The sequence below is a fragment of the Ruicaihuangia caeni genome (genome assembly GCF_029952955.1).
Lineage (GTDB): Bacteria > Actinomycetota > Actinomycetes > Actinomycetales > Microbacteriaceae > Ruicaihuangia > Ruicaihuangia caeni.
This window is the reverse complement of the sequence record NZ_JASATX010000001.1, coordinates 855,008-877,730: the sequence shown is the minus strand read 5'-3', so window position 1 is coordinate 877,730 and position 22,723 is coordinate 855,008. Positions and strand designations below refer to the sequence as shown.

At 67.6% G+C, this 22,723-nt stretch carries 20 protein-coding genes; 4 read left to right on the top strand and 16 right to left on the bottom strand.

The annotated features are described in order from the left end of the window. The first annotated feature begins 37 nt into the window (after positions 1–37). From zwf to pgl, 3 genes are read left to right on the top strand one after another with little or no spacing between them, the layout of a single operon-like run. Positions 38–1,579, top strand: coding sequence for a glucose-6-phosphate dehydrogenase (gene zwf, locus QF206_RS04035; RefSeq protein ID WP_281487894.1), 1,542 nt, complete (start codon positions 38–40; stop codon positions 1,577–1,579). Further along, the gene (locus QF206_RS04030) at positions 1,576–2,547 is read left to right on the top strand and encodes a glucose-6-phosphate dehydrogenase assembly protein OpcA (protein WP_281487893.1); all 972 of its coding nucleotides are present in this window, start codon (positions 1,576–1,578) and stop codon (positions 2,545–2,547) included. Before zwf ends, QF206_RS04030 begins: the two co-directional genes overlap by 4 nt. After that, entirely contained in the window at positions 2,544–3,365 is an 822-nt protein-coding gene (pgl, locus tag QF206_RS04025; protein WP_281487892.1) for a 6-phosphogluconolactonase, read from the top strand. The genes QF206_RS04030 and pgl overlap by 4 nt, the downstream gene beginning before the upstream one ends. 145 nt (positions 3,366–3,510) lie before the next feature. Here the strand turns inward: pgl and QF206_RS04020 are convergent, their stop codons facing one another. From QF206_RS04020 to coaE, 12 genes are all read right to left on the bottom strand, one after another. Beyond that, entirely contained in the window at positions 3,511–3,876 is a 366-nt protein-coding gene (locus QF206_RS04020) for an RNA polymerase-binding protein RbpA (RefSeq protein WP_281487891.1), read from the bottom strand. Between the two features lie 18 nt (positions 3,877–3,894). Further along, on the bottom strand, positions 3,895–4,146 hold the full coding sequence (secG, locus tag QF206_RS04015) for a preprotein translocase subunit SecG (RefSeq protein ID WP_281487890.1): 252 nt from the start codon (positions 4,144–4,146) through the stop codon (positions 3,895–3,897). Between the two features lie 65 nt (positions 4,147–4,211). Next, positions 4,212–5,000 (bottom strand): triose-phosphate isomerase, encoded by a 789-nt coding sequence (tpiA, locus tag QF206_RS04010; protein ID WP_281487889.1) that lies wholly within the window; start codon positions 4,998–5,000, stop codon positions 4,212–4,214. After that, positions 4,991–6,205 (bottom strand): phosphoglycerate kinase, encoded by a 1,215-nt coding sequence (locus QF206_RS04005; protein ID WP_281487888.1) that lies wholly within the window; start codon positions 6,203–6,205, stop codon positions 4,991–4,993. The genes tpiA and QF206_RS04005 overlap by 10 nt, the downstream gene beginning before the upstream one ends. Positions 6,206–6,276: 71 nt before the next feature. After that, positions 6,277–7,284, bottom strand: a complete 1,008-nt coding sequence (gene gap / locus QF206_RS04000; protein ID WP_281487887.1) for a type I glyceraldehyde-3-phosphate dehydrogenase — start codon at positions 7,282–7,284, stop codon at positions 6,277–6,279. A gap of 97 nt (positions 7,285–7,381) precedes the next feature. Next, a complete protein-coding gene (locus QF206_RS03995; RefSeq protein ID WP_281487886.1) occupies positions 7,382–8,008 on the bottom strand; it encodes a superoxide dismutase in 627 nt (208 codons plus the stop codon). Positions 8,009–8,117: 109 nt separating this feature from the next. Next, positions 8,118–9,098, bottom strand: a complete 981-nt coding sequence (gene whiA, locus QF206_RS03990; RefSeq protein WP_281487885.1) for a DNA-binding protein WhiA — start codon at positions 9,096–9,098, stop codon at positions 8,118–8,120. A gap of 46 nt (positions 9,099–9,144) precedes the next feature. Then, the gene (gene rapZ / locus QF206_RS03985; RefSeq protein ID WP_281487884.1) at positions 9,145–10,020 is read right to left on the bottom strand and encodes an RNase adapter RapZ; all 876 of its coding nucleotides are present in this window, start codon (positions 10,018–10,020) and stop codon (positions 9,145–9,147) included. A gap of 31 nt (positions 10,021–10,051) precedes the next feature. Next, on the bottom strand, positions 10,052–11,971 hold the full coding sequence (gene uvrC / locus QF206_RS03980; protein WP_281488127.1) for an excinuclease ABC subunit UvrC: 1,920 nt from the start codon (positions 11,969–11,971) through the stop codon (positions 10,052–10,054). 71 nt (positions 11,972–12,042) lie between these two features. Continuing rightward, entirely contained in the window at positions 12,043–14,877 is a 2,835-nt protein-coding gene (gene uvrA, locus QF206_RS03975) for an excinuclease ABC subunit UvrA (RefSeq protein ID WP_281488126.1), read from the bottom strand. 148 nt (positions 14,878–15,025) lie between these two features. After that, a complete protein-coding gene (gene uvrB / locus QF206_RS03970) occupies positions 15,026–17,089 on the bottom strand; it encodes an excinuclease ABC subunit UvrB (RefSeq protein ID WP_281487883.1) in 2,064 nt (687 codons plus the stop codon). A gap of 71 nt (positions 17,090–17,160) precedes the next feature. After that, complete coding sequence (coaE, locus tag QF206_RS03965) at positions 17,161–17,799, bottom strand: dephospho-CoA kinase (protein WP_281487882.1); 639 nt, start codon at positions 17,797–17,799, stop codon at positions 17,161–17,163. A 72-nt stretch (positions 17,800–17,871) separates the two neighbouring features. Here coaE and QF206_RS03960 point away from each other — a divergent pair, with 72 nt between their 5' ends. Further along, on the top strand, positions 17,872–18,480 hold the full coding sequence (locus QF206_RS03960) for a DUF4126 domain-containing protein (RefSeq protein ID WP_281487881.1): 609 nt from the start codon (positions 17,872–17,874) through the stop codon (positions 18,478–18,480). Between the two features lie 27 nt (positions 18,481–18,507). Here the strand turns inward: QF206_RS03960 and QF206_RS03955 are convergent, their stop codons facing one another. The 4 genes from QF206_RS03955 to QF206_RS03940 are packed head-to-tail and all read right to left on the bottom strand — an operon-like array spanning position 18,508 to position 22,697. Further along, positions 18,508–19,878, bottom strand: coding sequence for an NAD(P)/FAD-dependent oxidoreductase (locus QF206_RS03955; protein WP_281488125.1), 1,371 nt, complete (start codon positions 19,876–19,878; stop codon positions 18,508–18,510). A 34-nt stretch (positions 19,879–19,912) separates the two neighbouring features. Next, a complete protein-coding gene (locus QF206_RS03950; protein ID WP_281487880.1) occupies positions 19,913–21,160 on the bottom strand; it encodes a flavin monoamine oxidase family protein in 1,248 nt (415 codons plus the stop codon). Beyond that, positions 21,157–22,554, bottom strand: a complete 1,398-nt coding sequence (locus tag QF206_RS03945) for a cytosine permease (protein ID WP_281487879.1) — start codon at positions 22,552–22,554, stop codon at positions 21,157–21,159. Before QF206_RS03945 ends, QF206_RS03950 begins: the two co-directional genes overlap by 4 nt. After that, on the bottom strand, positions 22,551–22,697 hold the full coding sequence (locus QF206_RS03940; protein WP_281487878.1) for a hypothetical protein: 147 nt from the start codon (positions 22,695–22,697) through the stop codon (positions 22,551–22,553). Before QF206_RS03940 ends, QF206_RS03945 begins: the two co-directional genes overlap by 4 nt. Between the last annotated feature and the right edge of the window lie 26 nt (positions 22,698–22,723).

Sequence of the window (22,723 nt, the reverse complement as noted above, 5' to 3'; positions counted from 1 at the left end):
GGCCCGCGCCGGACGGCATCCGTTTTCAAGGAGTTCAATGCCCCCCGTGGAGATCACGGCGCAGCACAATCCGCTGCGCGACCCCGCCGATCGGCGACTCAACCGCATCGCCGGCCCGAGTTCGCTCATCATCTTCGGCGTGACCGGAGACCTGTCACGCAAGAAGCTCATGCCGGCGGTCTACGACCTCGCCAACCGCGGATTGCTGCCCGCGGGGTTCGGCCTGGTCGGGTTCGCCCGCCGCGAGTGGGCCGATGAGGACTTCGAGAAGGTCGTGCACGATGCCGTCAAGCAGTACGCGCGCACACCCTTCGACGAGGACGTGTGGCGCCAACTCCGGCAGGGCGTGCGGTTCGTGCAGGGCACGTTCGACGACGACGACGCGTTCGAGCGTCTGAGGACCACGCTCGAAGAGCTCGACCGCACTCGGGGAACGATGGGGAACCACGCGTTCTATCTGTCGATCCCGCCGAAGTCGTTCCCGCAGGTCACGGAGCAGCTCCGCCGCTCAGGGCTCGCGCATGCCCGCGAGGGCGCATGGAGCCGGGTCGTCATCGAGAAGCCGTTCGGCAGCGATCTGCGGAGCGCGCGCGAACTGAACGATGTCGTCGAGTCGGTGTTCCCCTCCGAGTCGGTGTTCCGCATCGACCACTATCTCGGCAAGGAGACGGTGCAGAACATCCTGGCGCTGCGCTTCGCGAACCAGCTGTTCGAGCCGATCTGGAACGCCAACTACGTCGACCACGTGCAGATCACGATGGCCGAGGACATCGGAGTAGGGGGCAGAGCCGGCTACTACGACGGCATCGGCGCGGCGCGTGACGTCATCCAGAATCACCTGCTGCAGCTGCTCGCGCTCACGGCGATGGAAGAGCCCAACTCGTTCGACGCGGCCGACCTGCGCACCGAGAAGGAGAAGGTGCTGGCTGCGGTGCGCCTGCCCGCCGATCTCGCGCTGGGAACCGCTCGCGGCCAGTATGCGAGCGGCTGGCAGGGCGGCGCCAAGGTGGTCGGGTTCCTCGAAGAGGACGGCATGAACCCCGAGTCGACGACCGAGACCTATGCGGCGATGCGACTCGACATCAACACCCGCCGCTGGGCGGGGGTGCCGTTCTACCTCCGTGCAGGCAAGCGGCTCGGCCGCCGGGTCACCGAGATCGCCGTGGTGTTCAAGAGGGCACCGCAGTACCTCTTCGCCGAGGCGCAGACCTCCGAGCTCGGCGAGAACGCGCTCGTCATCCGCGTGCAGCCCGACGAGGGCGTCACGATCCGCTTCGGCTCGAAGGTGCCGGGCGCCGGCATGCAGGTGCGCGACGTGACGATGGACTTCGGCTACGGTCACGCGTTCACCGAGGCGAGCCCCGAAGCATATGAGCGGCTGATCCTCGACGTGCTCCTCGGCGATCCGCCGCTCTTCCCGCGGCACGAGGAGGTCGAGCTCAGCTGGCGCATCCTCGATCCCATTGAGGAGTTCTGGGCGACGCAGGGCCGGCCCGAGCAGTACAGCCCCGGCACTTGGGGCCCCGACTCCGCCGACGCGCTCATGGCGCGCGACGGCCGCAGCTGGAGGCGACCGTGATCATCGATCTGCCCGACACCACCGTGAGCGCCGTGTCGAAGGCGCTCGTCAACATCCGCGAGGAGGGTGGCGCCGTCGCGCTGGGCCGCGTGCTCACACTCGTGATCGCCGCTGCGCTCGGCGAGGAGGAAGAGGCCATCGAGGCCGCCAACGATGCGTCTCGCGAGCACCCGATGCGCGTCATCGTGATCTCGACCGATCCGCAGCGCACCGACCACGGGCAGCCGCAGGCCCGCCTCGATGCTCAGATCCGCGTCGGCGGTGACGCGGGCGCGAGCGAGGTGCTCGTGCTCAAGGCCTACGGCGAGATCGCCGACGACGCTGCGGGGCTCGTGATGGGCCTGCTCCTGCCCGACGCCCCTGTCGTCGCATGGTGGCCCTACAACGCGCCGGAGACGCCGAGTGCATCTCCCCTGGGCCGGATCGCGCAACGGCGCATCACGGATGCCGCGACAGCTGCCGACCCGGCCTCAGCCATCCGCGACCTGGCCGATTCCTACCGGCCCGGTGACACCGACTTCGCGTGGACTCGGCTGACGCTCTGGCGAGCCCAACTGGCGGCAGTGCTCGACCAGCCCCCGTACGAGCCGGTCACCGCGATCGAGGTCGTCGGCGCGGCCGACTCCCCCTCGACGCAGTTGCTCGCCGGCTGGCTCACGCTGCAGCTCGACGCTCCGGTCGAGGTGACGGTGACCGATCCTGCACACGGCCCGAGCGGCATCCGTCGCGTGCAATTGCACCGGCCCTCGGGCGTGGTCACGCTCGAGCGGCCCGGTGCCGGTGTCGCCGTGCTCACGCAGCCCGGTCAGCCCGCCCATGACATCTCGTTGCCTCGCCGATCCCTGCGCGACTGCCTCGCCGAGGAGTTGCGGCGGCTCGACCCCGACGAGGTGTTCGGGGCCGTCATCCGTGAGGGTCTGCCGAGATGCTCCGTGACCACGGTCGCACAGGAAGGAACTACCCCATGAACGATCGCCGAGTAGTCGTGCTCGACGACGCCGATGCGCTGGTCGCAGCGGTCGCGGCCCGGTTCGTCGAATTGCTGAGCGAGGTGCTCGCCGGGCAGGAGATCGCGCACGTGGTGCTCGAGGGCGGGCGGGTGCACCTGCGCACGCTCAGCGCCATCGCCGAGTCGCCAGAGCTCGAGGGCATCGATTGGAGCCGCGTGCACATCTGGTGGGGCGACGAGCGCTTCGTGCCGCACGACGATGCGGAGCGGAATGCCGGGAAGGCGCAGCAGCTGCTGCTCAACCGCATCGACATCCCCCAGTCGAACGTGCACGCCATGCCGGCCTCGGACGAGATCCAGTCGCTCGACGAGGCGGCTGAGCGGTACGCGCAGGAACTCGCCCGCTTCTCAACCGGCGACGACCCCTTCCCCCACTTCGACATCACGTTCCTCGGCGTGGGACCGGATGGCCACACGGCGTCGTTGTTCCCTGGCAAGGATGAGGTGCTCGACAAGGAGTCGACCGTGCTCCCGGTGCGCAACTCGCCGAAGCCTCCGCCCGAGCGGATCACCCTCACCAGGCGAGTGCTCAACGCCTCGCGTCGCGTGATCGCGTCGCTCTCCGGTGACGACAAGGCTGCCGTGCTTGGACTCGCTCTCGCCGGTGCTTCGTACGCTGAGGTTCCCATTGCGGGCGTCAAGGGCCGGCTGTCGACGACGTTCTACGTCGATGAGGCCGCGGCAGCGCAGGTTCCGGAAGAGCTCATCGCCCCCGGTGCCTACTGGACGGCTTCGGATGCGGGCGAGGAGCCGGGACCTGAGGATTCCGCCGACTGAGCGCGGGCCTCTGCTCGAAACGTGAAAGGGCCGGTATCCACACGGATACCGGCCCTCTTCGTGCTCGGCTCGGGCGCTGCGTCGGCGAGACGGTTCGCCGCGCGGCCCTGCGTGACACGCGACGATGCGTGTCAGTGGCCGATCGTCAGGCCGTCGCGCCGCCGGAGCGACGGGCACGGAGCTTCTGCAGAGCCTCCTCGAGCAGCGATTCGGCTTCCTCGTCGCTGCGACGCTCCTTCACGTAGGCGAGGTGCGTCTTGTACGGCTCGTTCTTCGCCAGCTGCGGCGGATTGTCACGGTCGCGACCCGCGGGCAGCCCGGTCGACGGCGAGTCGATGACCTCCGGGATCTCGTCTTCCGGCAGGTTCGCCGCGAAGTACCGCACGGTCTCGTTTCCGAGCGCATCCCAATACGACACGGCGACGCGCTCCGCGTGCACGCCGTGGTCCTGCTCCCCCATCGGTCCGGCGCCGACGCGCGAGCCGCGGATTGCACTACCCCCGATAGCCACGATTCCCTCTCCCGCCGGTCAGACGCCGGCTTCGAACTTGGTGATGAGCCCCAGCAGCACGATGGCCGAAACCCACACGAGCCCGAGCACAACGGTCAATCGGTTGAGGTTGCGCTCAGCCACGCCCGACGATCCGAGGTTCGAAGTGACGCCACCGCCGAACATGTCGGAGAGTCCTCCGCCTCGACCGCGGTGCAGCAGGATCAACAGCGTGAGCAGAAGGCTCGAGATGCCCAGGAGCACCTGGAGCACGACCTGCAGAATTTGCACGCGGAACAGCCTTTCGGGTTGAGGGGCGTGTACCAGTATAGGACGGGCGCGTCGTCACGCCCGGATCACAGGCCGACGTGCTGCCGGTACCGCGCGATGCTTGCGAACTCGGCCACGTCGAGACTCGCTCCGCCGACCAGTGCGCCGTCGATATCGGGCTGTCGCATGAACCCCGCGATGTTGGCGGCTTTCACCGATCCGCCGTAGAGGATGCGAGTGGAAGCTGCGGCATCCTGCCCGAGCGCTTCCTCGAGCGCCGTTCGCAGCGCCTTGCAGACGGTCTGCGCCTGCTCCGGGGTCGCGGGTGTTCCCGAGCCGATCGCCCAGACGGGTTCGTAGGCGACGACGAGGTCGGCGGTCTTCGGCAGGCCCGCGATAGCGGCCTGAAGCTGCGCGACGGGAACGGCACTCGGTCCGTGCTGCTCGAGGTCGTCAGCCGTCTCGCCGACACAGAGCACCGGTACCAGGCCGTTGCGACGGGCCGCAGAGACCTTTGCGGCGACGACCTCGTCGGTCTCAGCGTGGTACTGCCGGCGCTCGGAGTGCCCGACGATGACGTACTTGCACTCGAGCGCCCGCAGGAAGGCTCCTGAGATCTCGCCCGTGTACGCGCCCGAGTCGTGCTGGCTCACGTCTTGCCCGCCGAACTCGAGCGGAAGCTTGTCGGCGGCGATCAGCGTCTGCACGCTGCGCAGGTCGGTGAACGGCGGGAACACCGCGACCTCGACCTGGTCGAAGTCGTGGCGCGCATCCTTCAGACTCCACGCGAGCTTCTGCACGAAAGCGATCGACTGCAGATGGTCGAGGTTCATCTTCCAGTTGCCCGCAATGAGCGGGGTGCGGTTCACTGCCATCCGAGTGCCTCCAGTCCGGGCAGTCGCTTGCCCTCGAGGAACTCGAGGCTCGCGCCGCCGCCGGTCGAGATATGAGAGAAGTCGTCGTCGGCGAAACCGAGTGCGCGCACGGCCGCGGCGCTGTCGCCGCCGCCCACGACGGTGAACCCGCTTGCCGAAGCGAGTGCGCCGGCGACGACACGGGTGCCCTCCGCGAAGCGTTCGAACTCGAACACGCCCATGGGTCCGTTCCAGAACACGGTGCGTGCCGCCTCGATGACGTCAGCGAATCGTTCCGCTGTTTCCGGGCCGATGTCGAGACCGATGCCCGCGGTTCCGAAGCTCGTCTCCTCGATGGCGTCGGATGCCGCGATCTCCGACTGCGCGTCGGCCGCGAACCGCGATGCCACCACCACGTCGCTCGGGAGCACGACCTCGACGCCGAGCCGTTCCGCTTCTGCGAGGTAGCCGCGTACTGTCTCCAACTGGTCTGCCTCGAGGAGGCTCGACGCGACGCGGTGCCCCTGCGCGGCGAGGAACGTGAACAGCATCCCGCCGCCGATGAGCAGGGAGTCGACGCGGGGCAGCAGGTGCTCGATCACACCGAGCTTGTCGGCCACCTTCGACCCGCCGAGCACAACGGCGTAGGGGCGCTCCGGGCGCTCGGTCAGACGCTCGAGCACGGCGAGCTCTCGCTCGATGAGGCGCCCCGCCGCGCTCGGCAGCGCCGCGGCGAGCTCGAAGACGCTCGCCTGCTTGCGGTGGACGACGCCGAAACCGTCGGAGACGAATGCATCGCCGAACGCGGCGAGACGACGCGCGAAGGCTTCGCGCTCGGCATCCGTCTTGCTCGTCTCCTCCGGGTTGAAGCGTAGGTTCTCGAGCACCGCGACCTGACCCGGTTGCAGGGCCTCGACGGTCTGCTGAGCGGATTCGCCGACCGTGTCTCGAGCGAACGCCACATCGTTGCCGAGCAGCTCGCCCAGGCGGTGAGCTGCAGGAGCGAGGCTGAATTCTGCTTGGACCTCGCCCTTCGGCCGGCCGAGGTGCGAGATCACCACGACGCTCGCGCCCGCTGCGATGAGCTCACGAATGGTGGGGAGGGAAGCGCGGATGCGGCCGTCATCGGTGATGACGCCGTCGCTCAGCGGCACGTTCAGGTCGCAGCGGACCAGTACGCGCTTGCCGGCGAGCTCGCCGAGCGATTCGATGGTGCGCAGTGTCACGCGGGTCTCCTCCTGGTTCGGGCCCCGAGGCACAGGAATGGGGCCGCCTCGCGACGGCCCCATTCATGTGATCAGAGGCGTTCTGCGACGTACTCCGTCATGTCGACGAGGCGGTTCGAGTAGGCCCACTCGTTGTCGTACCAACCCGAGAGCTTCACCTGGTCTCCCACGACGACGAGCATGCCGGCGTCGAAGATCGACGAGTGCGAGTCGCCGACGATGTCGCTCGAGACGATCTCGTCCTCGGTGTACAGCAGGATGTTCTTCAGCGGACCGGCGGCGGCGTCGCGGTATGCCGCCTTGACCTCGTCGGGGCTCACGTGACGCGAGGCGACGACCGTCAGGTCGGTGATCGAGCCGACCGGCACGGGCACGCGCAGAGCGAAGCCGTCGAGTTTGCCGGCGAGTTCAGGCAGCACCAGGCCGATCGACTTCGCGGCGCCGGTGGAGGTCGGGATGATGTTCTCGGCCGCGGCCCGGGCGCGACGCAGATCGCGGTGCGGCCCATCCTGGAGGTTCTGGTCAGCGGTGTAGGCGTGAATGGTCGTGAGCAGGCCGCTCTCGATGCCGAACGCGTCGTTGAACACCTTGGCGAGCGGGGCCATGCAGTTCGTGGTGCACGACGAATTGGAGATCACGTCCATGGTGCTCGCGTCGTACAGGTGGCTGTTCACGCCGTAGACGAAGGTGCCGTCGATCTCGCCCTTGGCGGGCGCGGAGATGACGACCTTCTTCGCACCGGCCTCGAGGTGCTTCGCCGCATCCGCACGCTTGGTGAAACGGCCAGTGGACTCCACCACGATGTCGACGCCGAGCGCACGCCAATCGAGCTGGGCGGGGTCGGGGTTCTCGAGCACCTTGATCGAGCGGCCGCCGACGATGATCTCGTCGGCGCTGTGCTCGACGGTCTCGCTCAAGCGGCCGAGCACGGTGTCGTACTTCAGCAGGTGCGCGAGCACGGCGTTGTCGGTGAGGTCGTTCACGGCGACGATCTCGAGATCGCTGCCCTTCGCGAGTGCCGCGCGGAAGAAATTACGGCCGATACGGCCGAAGCCGTTGATGCCGATGCGGACGGACAATGTTTCTCCTGTTGCTCAGGCGCCAGGTGGCGCAAGGGTGGTAGATGCAACTGGCGAGAGGGCCGGGGTGCCGGAGCACCCCGGCCAAGACGCACGCTTACGAAAGTATCAGCAGACCTTGGGTCTTCTCGCGGGCCGCGTCCAGACGCTGCTGCACGTTCTCCCAGTTCACGATGTTCCAGAACGCCTTCACGTAGTCGGCGCGAACGTTCTTGTAGTCGAGGTAGTACGCGTGCTCCCACACGTCGAGCATGAGCAGCGGGACAGTGCCGATCGGGAAGTTCGCCTGCTGGTCGAAGAACTGCACGATGATCGGCTTCTGGCCGAGCGAGTCCCAGGCGAGCACTGCCCAGCCGGAGCCCTGCACGCCCATCGCGGTCGCCGTGAAGTGCGCTTGGAACTTCTCGAAGCCGCCGAATGCGTCGTCGATCGCGGCCGCCAGCTCGCCGGTGGGCTTGTCGCCGCCGTCGGGCGACATGTTCGTCCAGAACACCGAGTGGTTCACGTGGCCGCCGAGGTTGAAGGCGAGATCCTTCTCGAGGCGGTTGACGTTTGCGAAGTCGTTGTTGTCGCGGGCCTCGGCGAGCTTCTCGAGTGCGGTGTTCGCGCCGGTGACGTAGGCCTGGTGGTGCTTAGAGTGATGCAGTTCCATGATGGCGCCGCTGATGCTCGGCTCGAGCGCCGAGTAGTCATAGGCGAGGTCGGGCAGGGTGTACGCAGCCATCTGTATCTCCTAGCGATTCGAATCCCGCACGTCGAAGCGGCGGGCGCGTCTTCGAGTCTACTGAGGCGTGCTCGGCTGCGTCCGGAATTGGGCGGGAATGCCCAGCCGCTCAGGCCCCGTCGAGGTCGCTGCCCAGTACGGCCTCGGTGCTCGGCACGCCGAGCTCGGCGGCGCGCTTGTCGGCCATCGCCAGGAGACGACGGATGCGCCCGGCGACCGCGTCCTTCGTCATCGGAGGCTGCGCCTGGTGACCGAGCTCGTCGAGGCTCGCCTCGCGGTGCTGGAGACGCAGCTCGCCCGCGTATCGCAGGTGCTCGGGCACGTCGTCGCCGAGGATCTCGAGGGCGCGCTCGACGCGAGCGCACGCCGCCACAGCGGCCTGCGCCGAGCGACGCAGGTTCGCGTCGTCGAAGTTGACCAGCCGGTTCGCGTTCGCACGCACTTCACGACGCTGGCGCAGGCGCTCCCACTCGTCGACCGTTGCGCTCGCCCCCATGAGCCGCAGCATCGACGCGATCGCTTCGCCGTCGCGGATCACGACGCGGTGCACGCCGCGTACTTCGCGCGCCTTGGCGGGCAGTTCGAGACGGCCGGCTGCGCCCACAAGCGCCATCGCGGCTTCATTGCCCGGGCAGACGAGCTCGAGCGACGCTGAGCGACCCGGGTCGGTCAGCGAACCAGCGGCGAGGAAAGCGCCGCGCCACACGGCTGCGAGCTCTGGCCTGGCGCCCGTGGTCAATCGGTTCGGCAGGCCACGGATCGGTCGACGCCGCGCATCGAGCAGTCCCGTCTGCCGTGCGAGCGTCTCGCCGCCCTCGAGCACGCGCACCAAGTGAGTGCCGCCCCGGCCTACGCCCGGTGTTGAGATGAGGCGGAGCTCGCTGCGCACGCCGTAGAGCTCGGCGATGCTCTGGCGCACTCGACGCGCGAGCTCGGCGGAGTCGAGCTCGGCTTCGATGGCGATTCGGCTCGAGATCACGTGAAGTCCACCGGCGAAGCGCAGGATGGTCGCGAGTTCCGCTGCCCGCTCCGCTGTCGCAGCGGTGCGCGTGGTGAGCAGTTCTGCTTTGACGTCTGCGGTGAGTGCCACTGGTCTTCCTTTGCTGAGAGCGCGGGTGCGGGATCGGCCGAAGAGTCTATTCTCGGCCAAGATCCCGGTGACGGATGCTGACTCCCACCCCGGGCAGCCCGCGCAGCATGGTCGCGAGCTCCTCGACGAGGGCCACGGAGCGGTGCTTTCCGCCGGTGCAGCCGATGGCGATGGTCGCGTGCCGCTTGTTCTCCCGCTGGTACCCGGCGAGGACCGGTTCCAGCGCGGCCGCGTAGGTGTCGATGAACTGGCGAGCGCCATCCTGTGCCAGCACGTAGTCGCTCACTTGGGGCTCGGTGCCGTTATGGTCGCGCAGTTCAGGCGTCCAGAACGGATTCGGGAGGAAGCGGGCATCGGCGACCAGGTCGGCATCCTGGGGCAAGCCGTACTTGTACCCGAAGCTCACCAGGGTGACCTTGACGCCGGGCGCGTCGGCCTCGGCGAACTTCTCCTGGATCGTGGTGGCGAGCTGGTGGATGTTGAAGTCGGTCGTGTCGATGATGATGTCGCTGGCGTCGCGAAGTTCCGAGAGCCGTCGTCGCTCAGCGACGATACCGTCGAGCAGGGTGCCGTTCTCCTGGAGCGGGTGGGGCCGGCGCACTTGCTCGAAGCGGCGCACGAGGGCGCTGTCAGTGGCTTCCAGGAAGAGCATTCGCACGTTCGAGTTGTCGCGAAGCGCCGTAATGGCTTCTTGCGCATCGGCGAAGAGCCGCCCGCCGCGCACATCGACGACAGCGGCCAACTTGGGGATCGCGCTCCCCGCCTTCTCGGCGAGCTCCGTGAGCGGACGAAGCATGACCGGCGGCAGGTTGTCGACCACGTACCAGCCCAGGTCCTCGAGCGCCTTGGCCACGGTGGACCGGCCCGCGCCCGACATGCCAGTGACGATCAGCAGTTCTTGAGCCGCCGATTGGCCGTTCATGTCGCCCTCTCCCCTGATCGCAGCCTCCAGCCTATCGAGCGTCCGCCGCTGCTTCCTCATCGGGTGCCTCGATCGGCACTCCCCCTTCGGGGGCGGGAGCACGCAGGGCCTTCACGATCGTCTCGGCGAGCACCGGCCCGATTCCCGGCACTTCGGCGACGGCATCGGCCTCCGCGGCTTTCAACCGTGCGACCGAGCCGAAGTGTCGAAGGAGCGACTGAACGCGCCTCGGGCCGAGGCCCGGGATCTCGCCGAGCACGCTCCCGATGTCGCGCCGGCGCTTCTGCCGCTGGTAGCTGATGGCGAACCGGTGGGCCTCGTCGCGCAACCGCTGGAACAGGAAGAGCGCGTCGCTCGTGCGAGGCAGGATCACCGGGAAGTCGTCGCCGGGCAGCCAGATCTCCTCGAGCCGCTTCGCGATGCCGCAGACCGCGATGCCCTCGACTCCCGAATCGGCGAGTGCGCGCGCCGCCGCAGCGACCTGTGGCTGCCCCCCGTCGACGACCAGCAGGTTGGGACGGTAGGCGAATTTGCCCGGCCGTCCGGCCTCGGGATCGGGCTCATCCTGGTCGTCGTCGATGTGTGCGAGCCGGCGCATGAGCACCTGGTACAGCGCTTCGGTGTCATCGGCGTACTCAGGGATGCTGAAGCGACGATAGTGATTCTTCTTCGGGGCACCGTCTTCGAAGACCACCATCGACGCGACGATGTTGGTGCCGGCGAGGTGCGAGACGTCGTAGCCCTCCATGCGCAAGGGCGCCTCGTCAAGCCCGAGCGCCTCTTGAATGTCTGCGAGCGCTTGCGACCGAGCGACGAAGTCGCCCGCGCGGCGCGTCTTGTACACGGCCAGCGTGTGCTTCGCATTCAGCGTCGCCGTCTGCAGCAGTGCGGCCTTGTCGCCTCGTCGCGCCGTCCTCAGACGCACCGCCCGGCCGTCTCGCATGCCGCGCAGCCACTGCTCGAGGGCTTCGCTGTCGTCGGGCAGTTCCGGCACGATGATCTCGCCGGGCGGTTCGTCGTTCTCGTACGCGCTCTGCAATACCGAATCGACGAGCTCGGCGAGGCCGAGATCGAGTTCCTTGTCGACGACCCAGCTGCGCACACCGCGGATGCGTCCTCCGCGCACGATGAACTGCTGCACCGCTGCGGCGAGTTCGTCGTGCTCGATGCCGAAGAGGTCGCTGTTCACCGACTCCGGGAGCACGACGGCGCTCTTCTCGAGCACTGCCTCGAGCGCCAGCACTCGGTCGCGCAGGGTCGCGGCAACCTCGTAGTCCTGGGCGGAAGCGGCATCCTGCATCTGCTTGCGCATGCGCGTGATCACCGAACGGTCGTGGCTGGCCATGAAGGCGACGAACTGGCCGACGATCTCGCGGTGCTCCGCGATCGAGACGCGGCCAGAGCACGGACCGCCGCAACGGCCGATCTGCCCCGGGAAGCAGGGCCGCCCAGAGTCCATGGCCCGCTTGTAGCTCGAATCGGAGCAGGTGCGGATCGGGAACGCCTTGATCATCAGGTCGATCGTCTCGCGCACCGCCCACACCTTCGGGTACGGCCCGAAGTACTTGGCGCCCTTGATGCGGTGGTTGCGGGTCACCATGACCCGAGGGGCTTCGTCGGCGAGCGTCACTGCGAGATAGGGGTATGACTTGTCGTCGCGGAACTTGATGTTGAACGGCGGCTCGAACTCCTTGATCCAGGTGTACTCGAGCTGCAGAGCCTCGATATCGCTCCCCACGACCGTCCACTCGACCGATGTGGCGGTCGTGACCATCCGCCTGGTGCGCTCGTGCAGCGTGCGGAGCGGAGCGAAGTAATTCGACAGCCTCGCGCGCAGGTTCTTCGCCTTGCCGACGTACAGCACGCGGCGGTCGGGTCCGCGGAACCGGTACACACCGGGCGCGGTCGGAATCTCTCCCGGCCGGGGCCGGTAGTCAACCGGGTTGCTCAACCCGTGCGAGTCGAGGACGTGCCCGGTCGAGCCGCGAACGCTGGACTCTGTGGTGCTCGGCACGGGCGCCCTCATGGCTTAAGGATCTCAGCGAGGAATCGACCCGTGTGACTGCCCTTCTTCTTCGCAACCTGCTCGGGCGTGCCGGTGGCCACGACAGTGCCGCCGCCGGATCCGCCCTCGGGGCCGAGATCGATGACCCAATCAGCGCTCTTGATCACATCGAGGTTGTGTTCGATCACGATGACGGTGTTGCCCTTTGCGACGAGCCCCGAGAGCACGAGGAGCAACTTGCGCACATCCTCGAAGTGCAGACCGGTGGTCGGTTCGTCGAGCACGTAGACGCTGCGTCCATTCGATCGGCGCTGGAGCTCGGTCGCGAGCTTGACGCGCTGCGCCTCTCCCCCGGAGAGCGTCGTGGCGCTCTGCCCGAGCCTGACGTAGCCGAGACCGACGTCGACGAGCGTCTTCAGGTAGCGGTGGATGCTCGAGATCGGCTCGAAGAACTCGGCCGCCTCGCTGATCGGCATGTCGAGCACCTCGGCGATGTTCTTGCCCTTGTAGTGCACCGTGAGGGTGTCTCGGTTGTAGCGCGCCCCGCCGCACACCTCGCAGGTGACGTAGACGTCGGGTAGGAAGTTCATCTCGATCTTGATCGTGCCGTCACCGGCGCAGTGCTCGCAGCGCCCGCCCTTCACGTTGAAGCTGAATCGCCCGGGCAAATATCCGCGGGCCTTCGCCTCCGTGGTCTCGGCGAAGAGATTGCGGATCTTGTCGAACACGCCCGTGTACGTCGCCGGGTTCGAGCGAGGCGTCCGGCCGATCGGCGCCTGGTCGACGTGCACGACCTTGTCGAGGTTGTCGAGACCGGTGACGCGAGTGTGCTTGCCGGGGATCTGCCTCGCTCCGTTCAGCCGGTTCGCCAACACCTTGTAGAGGATGTCGTTCAGCAGGGACGACTTGCCGGAACCGCTCACGCCGGTGACCGCCGTGAACACGCCGAGCGGGAACTCGACCGTGACGTTCCTGAGGTTGTTCTCGCGCGCACCGACGACTGTGAGGATCCGCTCGCGATCGATGGAACGGCGCTTCTTCGGCACTTCGATGCTGCGCCGTCCACTGAGGTAGTCGCCCGTCACCGAGCGACGGTTGTCGAGCAGGTCGACGTAGCCGCCGGAGTGCACGACCGTACCGCCGTGCTCGCCGGCGCCCGGACCGATGTCGACGATCCAGTCGGCCGTGCGGATGGTGTCCTCGTCGTGCTCGACCACGATCAGCGTGTTGCCCAGGTTCTTGAGCTTCACGAGCGTGTCGATGAGCCGGCGGTTGTCGCGCTGGTGGAGACCGATGCTCGGCTCGTCGAGCACGTACAGCACACCAGTGAGGCCGGAACCGATCTGCGTCGCCAACCTGATGCGCTGCGCCTCACCGCCCGAGAGCGTGCCTGCCGCGCGGGCCAGGTTCAAGTAGTTCAGCCCCACCTCGATGAGGAACTCGAGTCGCAGCCTGATCTCGCGCAGCACCTGCGCGGCGATCCGCGATTGCCGCTCGGTGAGCACGAGCGACTGCATGAACTCGAAGGCGTTGTCGAGGCTGAGGTCGGTCACATCGGCGATGCTCCGGCCGTCGACGAGCACGGAGAGCACCTCTGGCTTCAGTCGCTTGCCCTCGCACACCGGGCACGGGATCTCACGCAGGTACGCCTGGAACCGCTCACGTTGCACATCGGTCTCGGCCTCGGCGTACTTGCGCTCGATGTACGGGACGACGCCCTCGAACCCGGTGGTGTACTTCACTTCGCGGCCGTAACGGTTGCGCCAGCGCACGCGTACGTCGAAGTCATTGCCTTCGATGACGGCCGCGCGGGCCTCCTCGGGCAGGTCCTCCCACGGTGTGTCGAGGTCGAAGCCGAGCTCCTGCGCCAACCCGTCGAGAAGCTTCTGGAAGTAGCTGTACACGCCCTTGCCCTGTTGCGCCCAGGGCAGGATCACGCCTTCATTCAGGCTCAGCGACGGGTCGCCGATGAGCAGCTCGGAGTCGACCGACATGCGAGTGCCGATGCCCGAGCATTCGGGGCAGGCGCCGAATGGAGCGTTGAACGAGAACGTGCGGGGTTCGATCTCCGTGAGCTGCACGGGATGACCGTTCGGGCAGGAGAGCTTCTCGCTGAAGCTTCGCCACGCGCCGTCGCCCTCCTGGTCGACGAAGTTGACCTTCACGATGCCGTCGGTGAGTGACAGCGCGGTCTCGAGCGAATCGGTGAGGCGCGAAAGGATCTCGTCTGACGCCACGAGGCGGTCGACCACCACAGCGATGTCGTGCTTGACCTGCTTCTTCAGCTTGGGCGGGTCGGCGAGTTGCACGGTCTCGCCGTCGACGATGGCGCGCGAGTAACCAGCGGCGGATAGCTCACGGAAGAGGTCGACGAACTCGCCCTTCCGCTGCACCACGACGGGACTGAGCACCTGGTAGCGCGTGCCGTGCTCCAGTTCCATGAGCTGGTCGGCGATCTGCTGCACCGTCTGGCGCTGGATCTGCTCGCCGCAGGTCGGGCAGTGCGGCACGCCCACGCGCGCCCACAGGAGCCGCATGTAGTCGTAGATCTCGGTGATGGTGCCCACCGTCGAGCGGGGGTTGCGGTTAGTGGACTTCTGGTCGATCGAGACCGCCGGGCTGAGTCCCTCGATGAAGTCGACATCGGGGCGGTCGACCTGCCCGAGGAACTGACGTGCGTACGCGGAAAGCGATTCGACGTAGCGGCGCTGTCCTTCCGCGAAGATCGTGTCGAAGGCCAGCGAGGACTTCCCCGAACCGGACAACCCGGTGAAGACGACCAGCGAGTCGCGAGGGATCTCGAGGTCGACGTTGCGCAGATTGTGCACGCGGGCACCGCGCACGCTGAGCACAGCGGACGACGGCGCCGTATCGGCTGCGGAGACCGCATGGGCCCCGGCGGGCGCGTGGTCGCTCGTGACCGCCTGGGCACCGGAAGAAGGGGGATTCAGCACTCAGCCAATGTTACGGCGCGCCACTGACAGCGGGCTGACCAGGGGGTTAGCGCACGTGCCCGGCCGCCTCCATCTGCCGCAGTTCCTTCTTGAGGTCGGCCACCTCGTCGCGAAGTCGGGCTGCCAGCTCGAACTTCAACTCCCCCGCGGCCGCGAGCATCTGGTCGTTCAGATCGGCGATGATCGTCTCGAGCTCTTCGGCACCGGATGCCGCCAGGCCCTTGCGGCGAGGGACCGCAGCGCCCTTCTTCTTGCCGTCGCGTGCGGCGAGCAACGCGGCGGTGTCGGCCTCTTCGCGAGCGAGCACCTCGGTGATGTCGGCGATGCGCTTCCGAAGCGGCGTCGGATCGATGCCGTGCTCGGCGTTGTACGCGACCTGCTTCTCACGGCGCCGGTTCGTCTCGTCGATGGCGTGGCGCATCGAGTCGGTGACGGTGTCGGCGTACATATGCACCTCGCCCGAGACGTTTCGGGCAGCGCGGCCGATCGTCTGGATGAGAGACGTCGATGAGCGAAGGAACCCCTCCTTGTCGGCGTCGAGGATCGCGACGAGCGATACCTCGGGCAGGTCGAGGCCCTCTCGAAGCAGGTTGATGCCCACGAGCACGTCGTAGATGCCCGCACGGAGCTCTGTGAGCAGTTCGACGCGACGCAGTGTGTCGACGTCGGAGTGCAGGTAGCGTACGCGAACGCCGTGCTCGCCAAGGAAGTCGGTGAGCTCCTCGGCCATCTTCTTGGTGAGGGTGGTCACGAGCACGCGCTCGTCGCGCTCCACACGCAGGCGGATCTCTTCGAGCAGGTCATCGATCTGCCCCTTCGACGGCTTCACCACGATGGCGGGGTCGACCAGCCCGGTCGGACGGATGATCTGCTCGACGATGCTGTCGCTCACACCGAGTTCATAGCGGCCAGGTGTGGCCGAGAGGTACACCTTCTGACCGACGCGGTCGAGGAACTCCTCCCAGCGCAGCGGCCGGTTGTCGAGTGCGCTCGGCAGACGGAAGCCGAAGTCGACGAGCGTGCGCTTTCGCGATGCGTCTCCCTCGTACATGGCCCCGATCTGAGGCACCGTGACGTGCGACTCGTCGATGACGACGAGGAAGTCGTCGGGGAAGTAATCGAGCAGGCAGTGCGGCGGTTCCCCTGCCTGCCGGCCGTCGATATGGCGCGAGTAGTTCTCGATGCCGTTGCAGAAGCCGATCTGCTCCATCATCTCGAGATCGAAGGTCGTGCGCATGCGCAGACGCTGAGCCTCGAGCAGCTTCCCCTGTCGCTCGAGTTCGGGCAGTCGCTCGGCCAGTTCGGCCTTGATGCTGCCGATCGCTCGCTTCATCGTCTCGGGGCTGGCCGCGTAGTGGGTGGCCGGGAACACCGAGACCGCATCCATCCGCCGGATGACCTCGCCGGTGAGCGGGTGCAGCTCGTAGAGCGCCTCGATCTCGTCGCCGAACATCTCGATGCGGATCGCGTGCTCTTCGTACACGGGGATGATCTCAATGGTGTCGCCGCGCACGCGGAACTTGCCTCGGGAGAAATCGACATCATTGCGCTGATACTGCATCGCGACGAACTCGCGAATGAGGACGTCGCGCGGCACCATCTGGCCGACCTGCAGCGCCACCATGGCGTCGAGGTATTCCTCGGCGGCGCCGAGCCCGTAGATGCACGAGACGGTCGATACGACGACGACGTCGCGCCGGCTCAGGAGCGAGTTCGTGGTCGAGTGCCGCAAGCGCTCGACCTCGGCGTTGATCGACGAGTCCTTCTCGATGAAGGTGTCGGTCTGCGGAACGTACGCCTCTGGCTGGTAGTAGTCGTAGTAGCTGACGAAGTACTCGACTGCGTTGTTGGGCAGGAGTTCCCGGAACTCGTTCGCCAACTGGGCCGCAAGCGTCTTGTTGTGCGCGAGCACGAGCGTGGGGCGTTGAACCGCCTCGATGAGCCACGCGGTGGTCGCAGACTTTCCGGTACCGGTCGCCCCGAGCAGCACGACGTCGGTCTCGCCAGCATTGATGTGGGCTGCAAGCTCGGCGATCGCCTGCGGCTGGTCGCCGCTCGGCTTGTACTCGCTGACCACTTCGAAGGGGCGCACTGAACGGGTGGGTTGCACGGTTCCAGGGTAGGCCGCTCCCCCGACAGTGCGCTGGATCGGGCGCCGCTCCCCCTGGGACGGCGCGGAGGTCAGCCGCTGCGGGAAGTCGAGTCAGCCGCGGCGGTCTCGTGCTTGAGCCGGGCCCAGAGGGCGTCGACCTGCTCGAGCGTTCGAGCGACGGGACCGTCGTTCCGGATGACGATGTCCGCCGCAGCGAGACGGTCAGCGTCGGAGGCCTGTGAGGCGATCCGACGTTCGGCGTCGTCACGCGACAGCCCGCGGTGCTCCACCATGCGCTGCAGGCGGAGTGCGGCGGGTGCATCGACGACGACGATGTGATCGAACGGGAGTTCGTGAGCGCGTCCCGCTTCGACGAGCAGCGGCACGTTGTACACCACGACGGCGTCGGGGTCGGCGTCGCTTGCCTCCGCGATGCGCTCCGCGACGCGCTGCTTGACAGCGGGGTGAACGATCGCGTTGAGGCGGTCGAGTCGCTGCCGGTCGCCGAACACGAGCGCCCCGAGCGCGGGTCGATCGAGCGAGCCGTCTGGGCGCAGAACCCCCTCGCCGAAGGCCTGTCTGATCGCCTCGAGCGCTGGCGTGCCGGGCTCCACCACTTGGCGGGCGATGACGTCGGCGTCGATGTGCACGGCCCCGAGGGACTCAAGGCGGTCGGCGACAAGGGACTTGCCCGACGCGATCCCGCCGGTGAGGCCGATCAGCAGCATCCGTCAACTCTAGCGACGGTGCCACAATGGCGCGTACGAGATGAACGTCGCGCCGGATGAGTGTCGTGCCGGATGAGAGGGGGCCGCGTGCTCGAGATCCTGACGGGAGCCGGGCTGGCGATCGCGGCCGGCATGAACGCATACGTGCCATTGCTCGCGCTCGGCGTGGCGGACCGGTTCATCGGAGCCGTGGACCTGCCTGCCGCGTGGCAATGGCTGTCGAACGAGTGGGTGCTCGGCGTGCTCGGACTGCTGCTGGTCGTCGAGATCGTCGCCGACAAGATACCGCTGGTCGATTCGGTGAACGACTGGCTGCAGACGATCATCCGGCCCACGAGCGGAGGAATCGTGTTCGGCAGCGGCGTCGCCTCCGAGACTGTCGCAGTGACCGATCCGGCAGAGTTCTTCTCCTCCGACCGGTGGGTGCCCATTGCGATCGGGGCAGGCCTCGCCCTGACGGTGCATGTGGTCAAGGCGCTGGCCCGTCCGGCGCTCAATACGCTCACCGCCGGCGCCGCCGCACCCGTCATGAGCACCCTGGAGGATATCGGCAGCGTACTGCTCACGCTCGCGGCGATCGTGCTGCCGATCCTCGTGATCGCGGGCGTCGTGTTCGTCGTCGTCGCGGGGCTCTTCGTGGTGCGACGGGTGCGTCGAACCAGGCGGCCGACGCCGGTCTGATGGGGAGCCGCCTGGCCGAGCGCGCGGTCAGGGCTTTCCTGTGACGAAGTCGGCAAGGTGTGCGATCGGGGACGTGGTCTCGCGCCCGGCGAGTTCGCTCTGGTCCGCCATGCCGTAGGCCGCGTACAGCGTTTTCGTCGCGATCCACCGCAGCGGCTCGGGCTCCCATCGGCGCACCCGGTGGTTCACCCACGGCAGATCGACGATATCGGTGCTGCGCTCGAGGATCAGGTCGGTGAGGGTGCGGCCCGCGAGGTTCGTCGAGGTGACTCCGGTGCCGACGTAGCCGCCGGCCCAGGCCATGCCGGTCTGGCGTTCGAGACCGACAGTGGCCGCCCAGTCGCGCGGCACTCCGAGTACGCCGGACCACAGGTGATCGATGCGCGCGCCCGCGGCTTGCGGGAAGAGCCGGTAGAGGATTTCGCCGAGGGTCGTCGCGGTGATGGCCTGCGTCGATCCGTCATTGTCGGTCTGCGAGCCGTACCGGTAGGGCACGCCGCGGCCGCCGAGGGCGATGCGGTCGTCAGCGGTGCGCTGCGCGTACATGTAGACGTGTGCGAAGTCGCCGAGCACCTCGCCCTGGTTCCAGCCCAGCTGATCCCACACTTCGGCAGGGAGCGGCTCGGTGGCGATCAGCGACGAGTTCATGGGGAGCCAGGTGCGTCGCTCGCGCTTGAGGCGCGCGGTGAAGCCCTCGGTCGCACGGACGACGATGTCGGCCGTGACCACTCCGCGTGATGTGCGGAGGGTGCGCGGCTCGATCTCCTGCACCCTGGTCTGCTCGTAGATCCGCACGCCGAGCCGCTCGACCGCGTCGGCGAGTCCGGCGGCGAGCTTCGCGGGTTGAATCCGAGCTGCGTGCGGATGCCACACCGCTGCGCGCGTGTTCGCGACGTTGATCTTCGACTGCGCCTCGGGGGCCTCGAGCAGTCGGAGGTCGGTGTGGTTCCACGACTGCTCCGCCGCGGCGAACGCCCGGAGCCGCCGTTCCTGCGCCGGGGTGTAGGCGACATTGAACTCGCCGCCCTTGACGACGTCGGCGTCGATTCCCTCCGCACGCGTGACACGGATCACCTCGTCGACGGTCGCGTTCATCTCGCGCTGGAAGCGTTCGGCTGCGTCTCGGCCATGGCTGCGCAGGTATTGCGTGCGTCCGCCGGTGATCGAGTTCGTGAGCCAGCCGCCGTTCCGGCCCGATGCGCCGTAACCGGCGTGCTCCTGTTCGATGATCGCGATGTCGAGGTCGGGCTGTGCCTGCTTGAGATAGTAGGCGGTCCACAGCCCGGTGTACCCGGCGCCGGCGATCGCCACGTCGCAGCGCGCGTCGCCCGGCAGTGGAGCGCGGCTCGCCGGCGCGCCGATCGTCTCCCACCAGTGGGAGACGCGGCCGTTGATCATTCCTGGGTGGGCGGTATGTGCGGGCATGGTTCTTTCAGTTCGAGGCGAGCAGGTGCTGTGCGGCGCGACGGCCGCTGCGGAGCGCGCCCTCGATCGTGCCGGGGAACTCCGGGTCGAGATCTCCGCCGACGAGCTGCAGCCGGGGCGAGCCGGCGATGAGGCCGTCGAGGGTCGCGTACTGGCCGGGCCGCGGCACGAACCATGTGCCTCGCGCGTACCGGTCGGCGTTCCAATTGTGGCTCGTGCGTGCGCGGATCGTCGCGCGCGGAACGTAGTTCGCGCGCAACTCCGACTGCAGTTCGTCGGTGCCGAGCACGCCATCGGCCGAGGGTGCGAGCCCGACACAGAGCATGCCGCCGTCGGCGAGCCGCTCCTCCGAACGGAAGTACCCGTATGGCCCGTGCGAGCCGAAGACGCGGAAGTGCTCCTCGACTCCGTCGAGGATGAGCCAGTCCTTGTGCGAGGCACCCGCGTGCCCGGCCGCGGCGAGCTCGGCGTATTCCCCGAGCACGCCCGGTTCGAGCGAGAGATCGCGCAGGCAGTTGAGCGGGAGCGCGACGACGACGTGCCGGGCAGAGAATGCTGGCCCGGCATCCGTCGCCACGCGGAGGCGGTCGCCAGAACGGGCGATTCCTGTGGCGCCGACACCGAGCCGCACATCGGCGGTGCTCCGCTCCGCGAGCGCCGTCACGAGCGTGCGGGTCGTGCCCTCAATCTGGGTGCGGTAATGCTCAGGGTCCGCGATGTCGTCCGGCGGAAGGAGCAGATGATCGGCATCGACCGTTTCGAGCGGGGCCCCGGCGAGGTATCGCTGCGTGGCGCGCAGCCAGTCCTCGATGAGCGCACTCATGGGTGCATCGCCCGACCGGGCGGATTCGAGAGCCCGCTCAGCCGAGACGGGCATCGGCTCCCTTCCGACGAACCCGCCGAGACGGGCGAGCGCGGCCTCGAGCTCGCCTCGCTCCCCGAGCGTCAGCTGTTCGCGGTTCGCGGTGCCGTCGCGGAAGTGCGTCAGCCAGCGGGCGGGCTCGGGAGAGTCGAGCGTGCGGATGCCGAGTTCACGCAGCAGCCCGAACGACTCGGTGAACGATGGGAGCAGCCAGGTGCCGCCCAGGTCGATGCGGCGGCCCGCGGGCTCCCAGTACTCGCCGTGGGTGCGCCCGCCGAGTCGGCCCTGCGCCTCGAGCAGCGTGACGGCGCGTCCCGACTCGCGGAGGGCATCGGCGGTGGCGAGCCCTGCGAGCCCGCCACCGAGCACGAGCACATCCGTATCGATGCTCACCGTGCGGGCACCCGTGTCCGCACGCCCCGGAAGGCGAGGTAGTAGACGACTCCCGAGACGATCGCGCTCGGGATGCTGGCCCCAAGGAATCCGAACCCGTCACGCGGCACATACGCGATGGGGTCGAAGACGACGAAGAACACCACCATGCCGACGATCATCGCGGCGAACCCGGCGATATTGAAGCCGCCCGAGTACCAGTAGCTGCCGCCGCGAGTGGTTGAGTACAGGCCGCTCGCGTCGAGCGACTGCTTGCGGATGACGAAATAGTCGACGATCTGAATGCCGCAGATCGGGGCCATGAGCACGCCGGAGAACGCGAGGAAGGTCGGGTACGAGGCGAGGAACGCGTCACCGAAGAAGATCGAGACGATGAGCACGGGCACGAGCGTGAGCACCGTCGCGCCCCGCCAGCTGATGCGCGACTCGATGCCAGGGGTCTGCTTGAGCGCGAGCACGCTCGTGTAGGTGCCGACCATCATGGTGCCGATGTTCGCGAAGAAGAGGAAGAGCAGCCCGCCGAGGCCGAACCACACCCCACCGGTGTTCGCGAGCAGGAAGACCGGGTTGCCGCCCGAATCCGGGAGCATGAGCATGGTCATGACCCCGAGGCCGCAGACGAGCGACATGATGACGCCGAGGCCGAGCAGGCTCGGCGCAATCGCCGAGTTAACGCTGCGGCTGTACCGCGTAATGCTTCCGAGGTACGGCCACCACGACAGACCGCTCGCGACACCGAGTTCGACGATGATCATCACGTTCAGGTGCGACTGCTCGAACGGCGCGAGCGGTTCCGCGGCTACGATCGCCTCCCAGCCGAAGGTCGTGAGCAGGAACACGAGCATGAGGATCCCGAGCAGGATCACCGCGACGGTGATGACCGGCCCCGCCCACCTGAGCGCGCCCGCGCCGCGGCTCACGATGACGAATACGAGTGCCACTGCAAGCACCAGGATCGCGATCTGGGCGAACTGGGCGGCGCCATCTGGGAGCACCCCCATGGTCTGCATGGTGGCCGATGCGGATTGCATGAGCACGATGGCGAGCACGGAGTTCCAGCCGATGAGCGTCGCGAAGACGAGGATCACCCCGAAGACGCTGCCGCGCACTCCGAACGAGGGGCGGAGCGAGCGCACCGCTTCCAGCCCGTAGCGCTGCGAGACTGGCAGGGCCGCGAGTAGCACGAGGAACAGCCCGATGAGTACGCCGGCCATGGTCGTGATGATGCCCTGGACCGTGCCGAGGTAGTACGCGACCGTCGCGCCGGCGACGAAGCTCCACGTCGCGATCGCCGCGGAGGTGGTGTTCCCGAACGTCGCGAGGAACCCCCATTTCTTCTCCGCGCGGGTGAGCGGCATGGTCGAGGTGTCGGTGAATTCGCGCTGCCGAGTCATGCGAGCGAGCTCCCCACCGCGATGAGCGCGATGACCGGAATGATGAGGGTGAAGACGGAGAGCGAGAGCAGCTGCCCGCCGGTGAATCGCCCGTGGAGCGCTTCGTCGGATTCGAGCACCGTGAGCACGTCGTCGTGTTGCATCGCTGTACCAATCTGTGAGTGGTGAG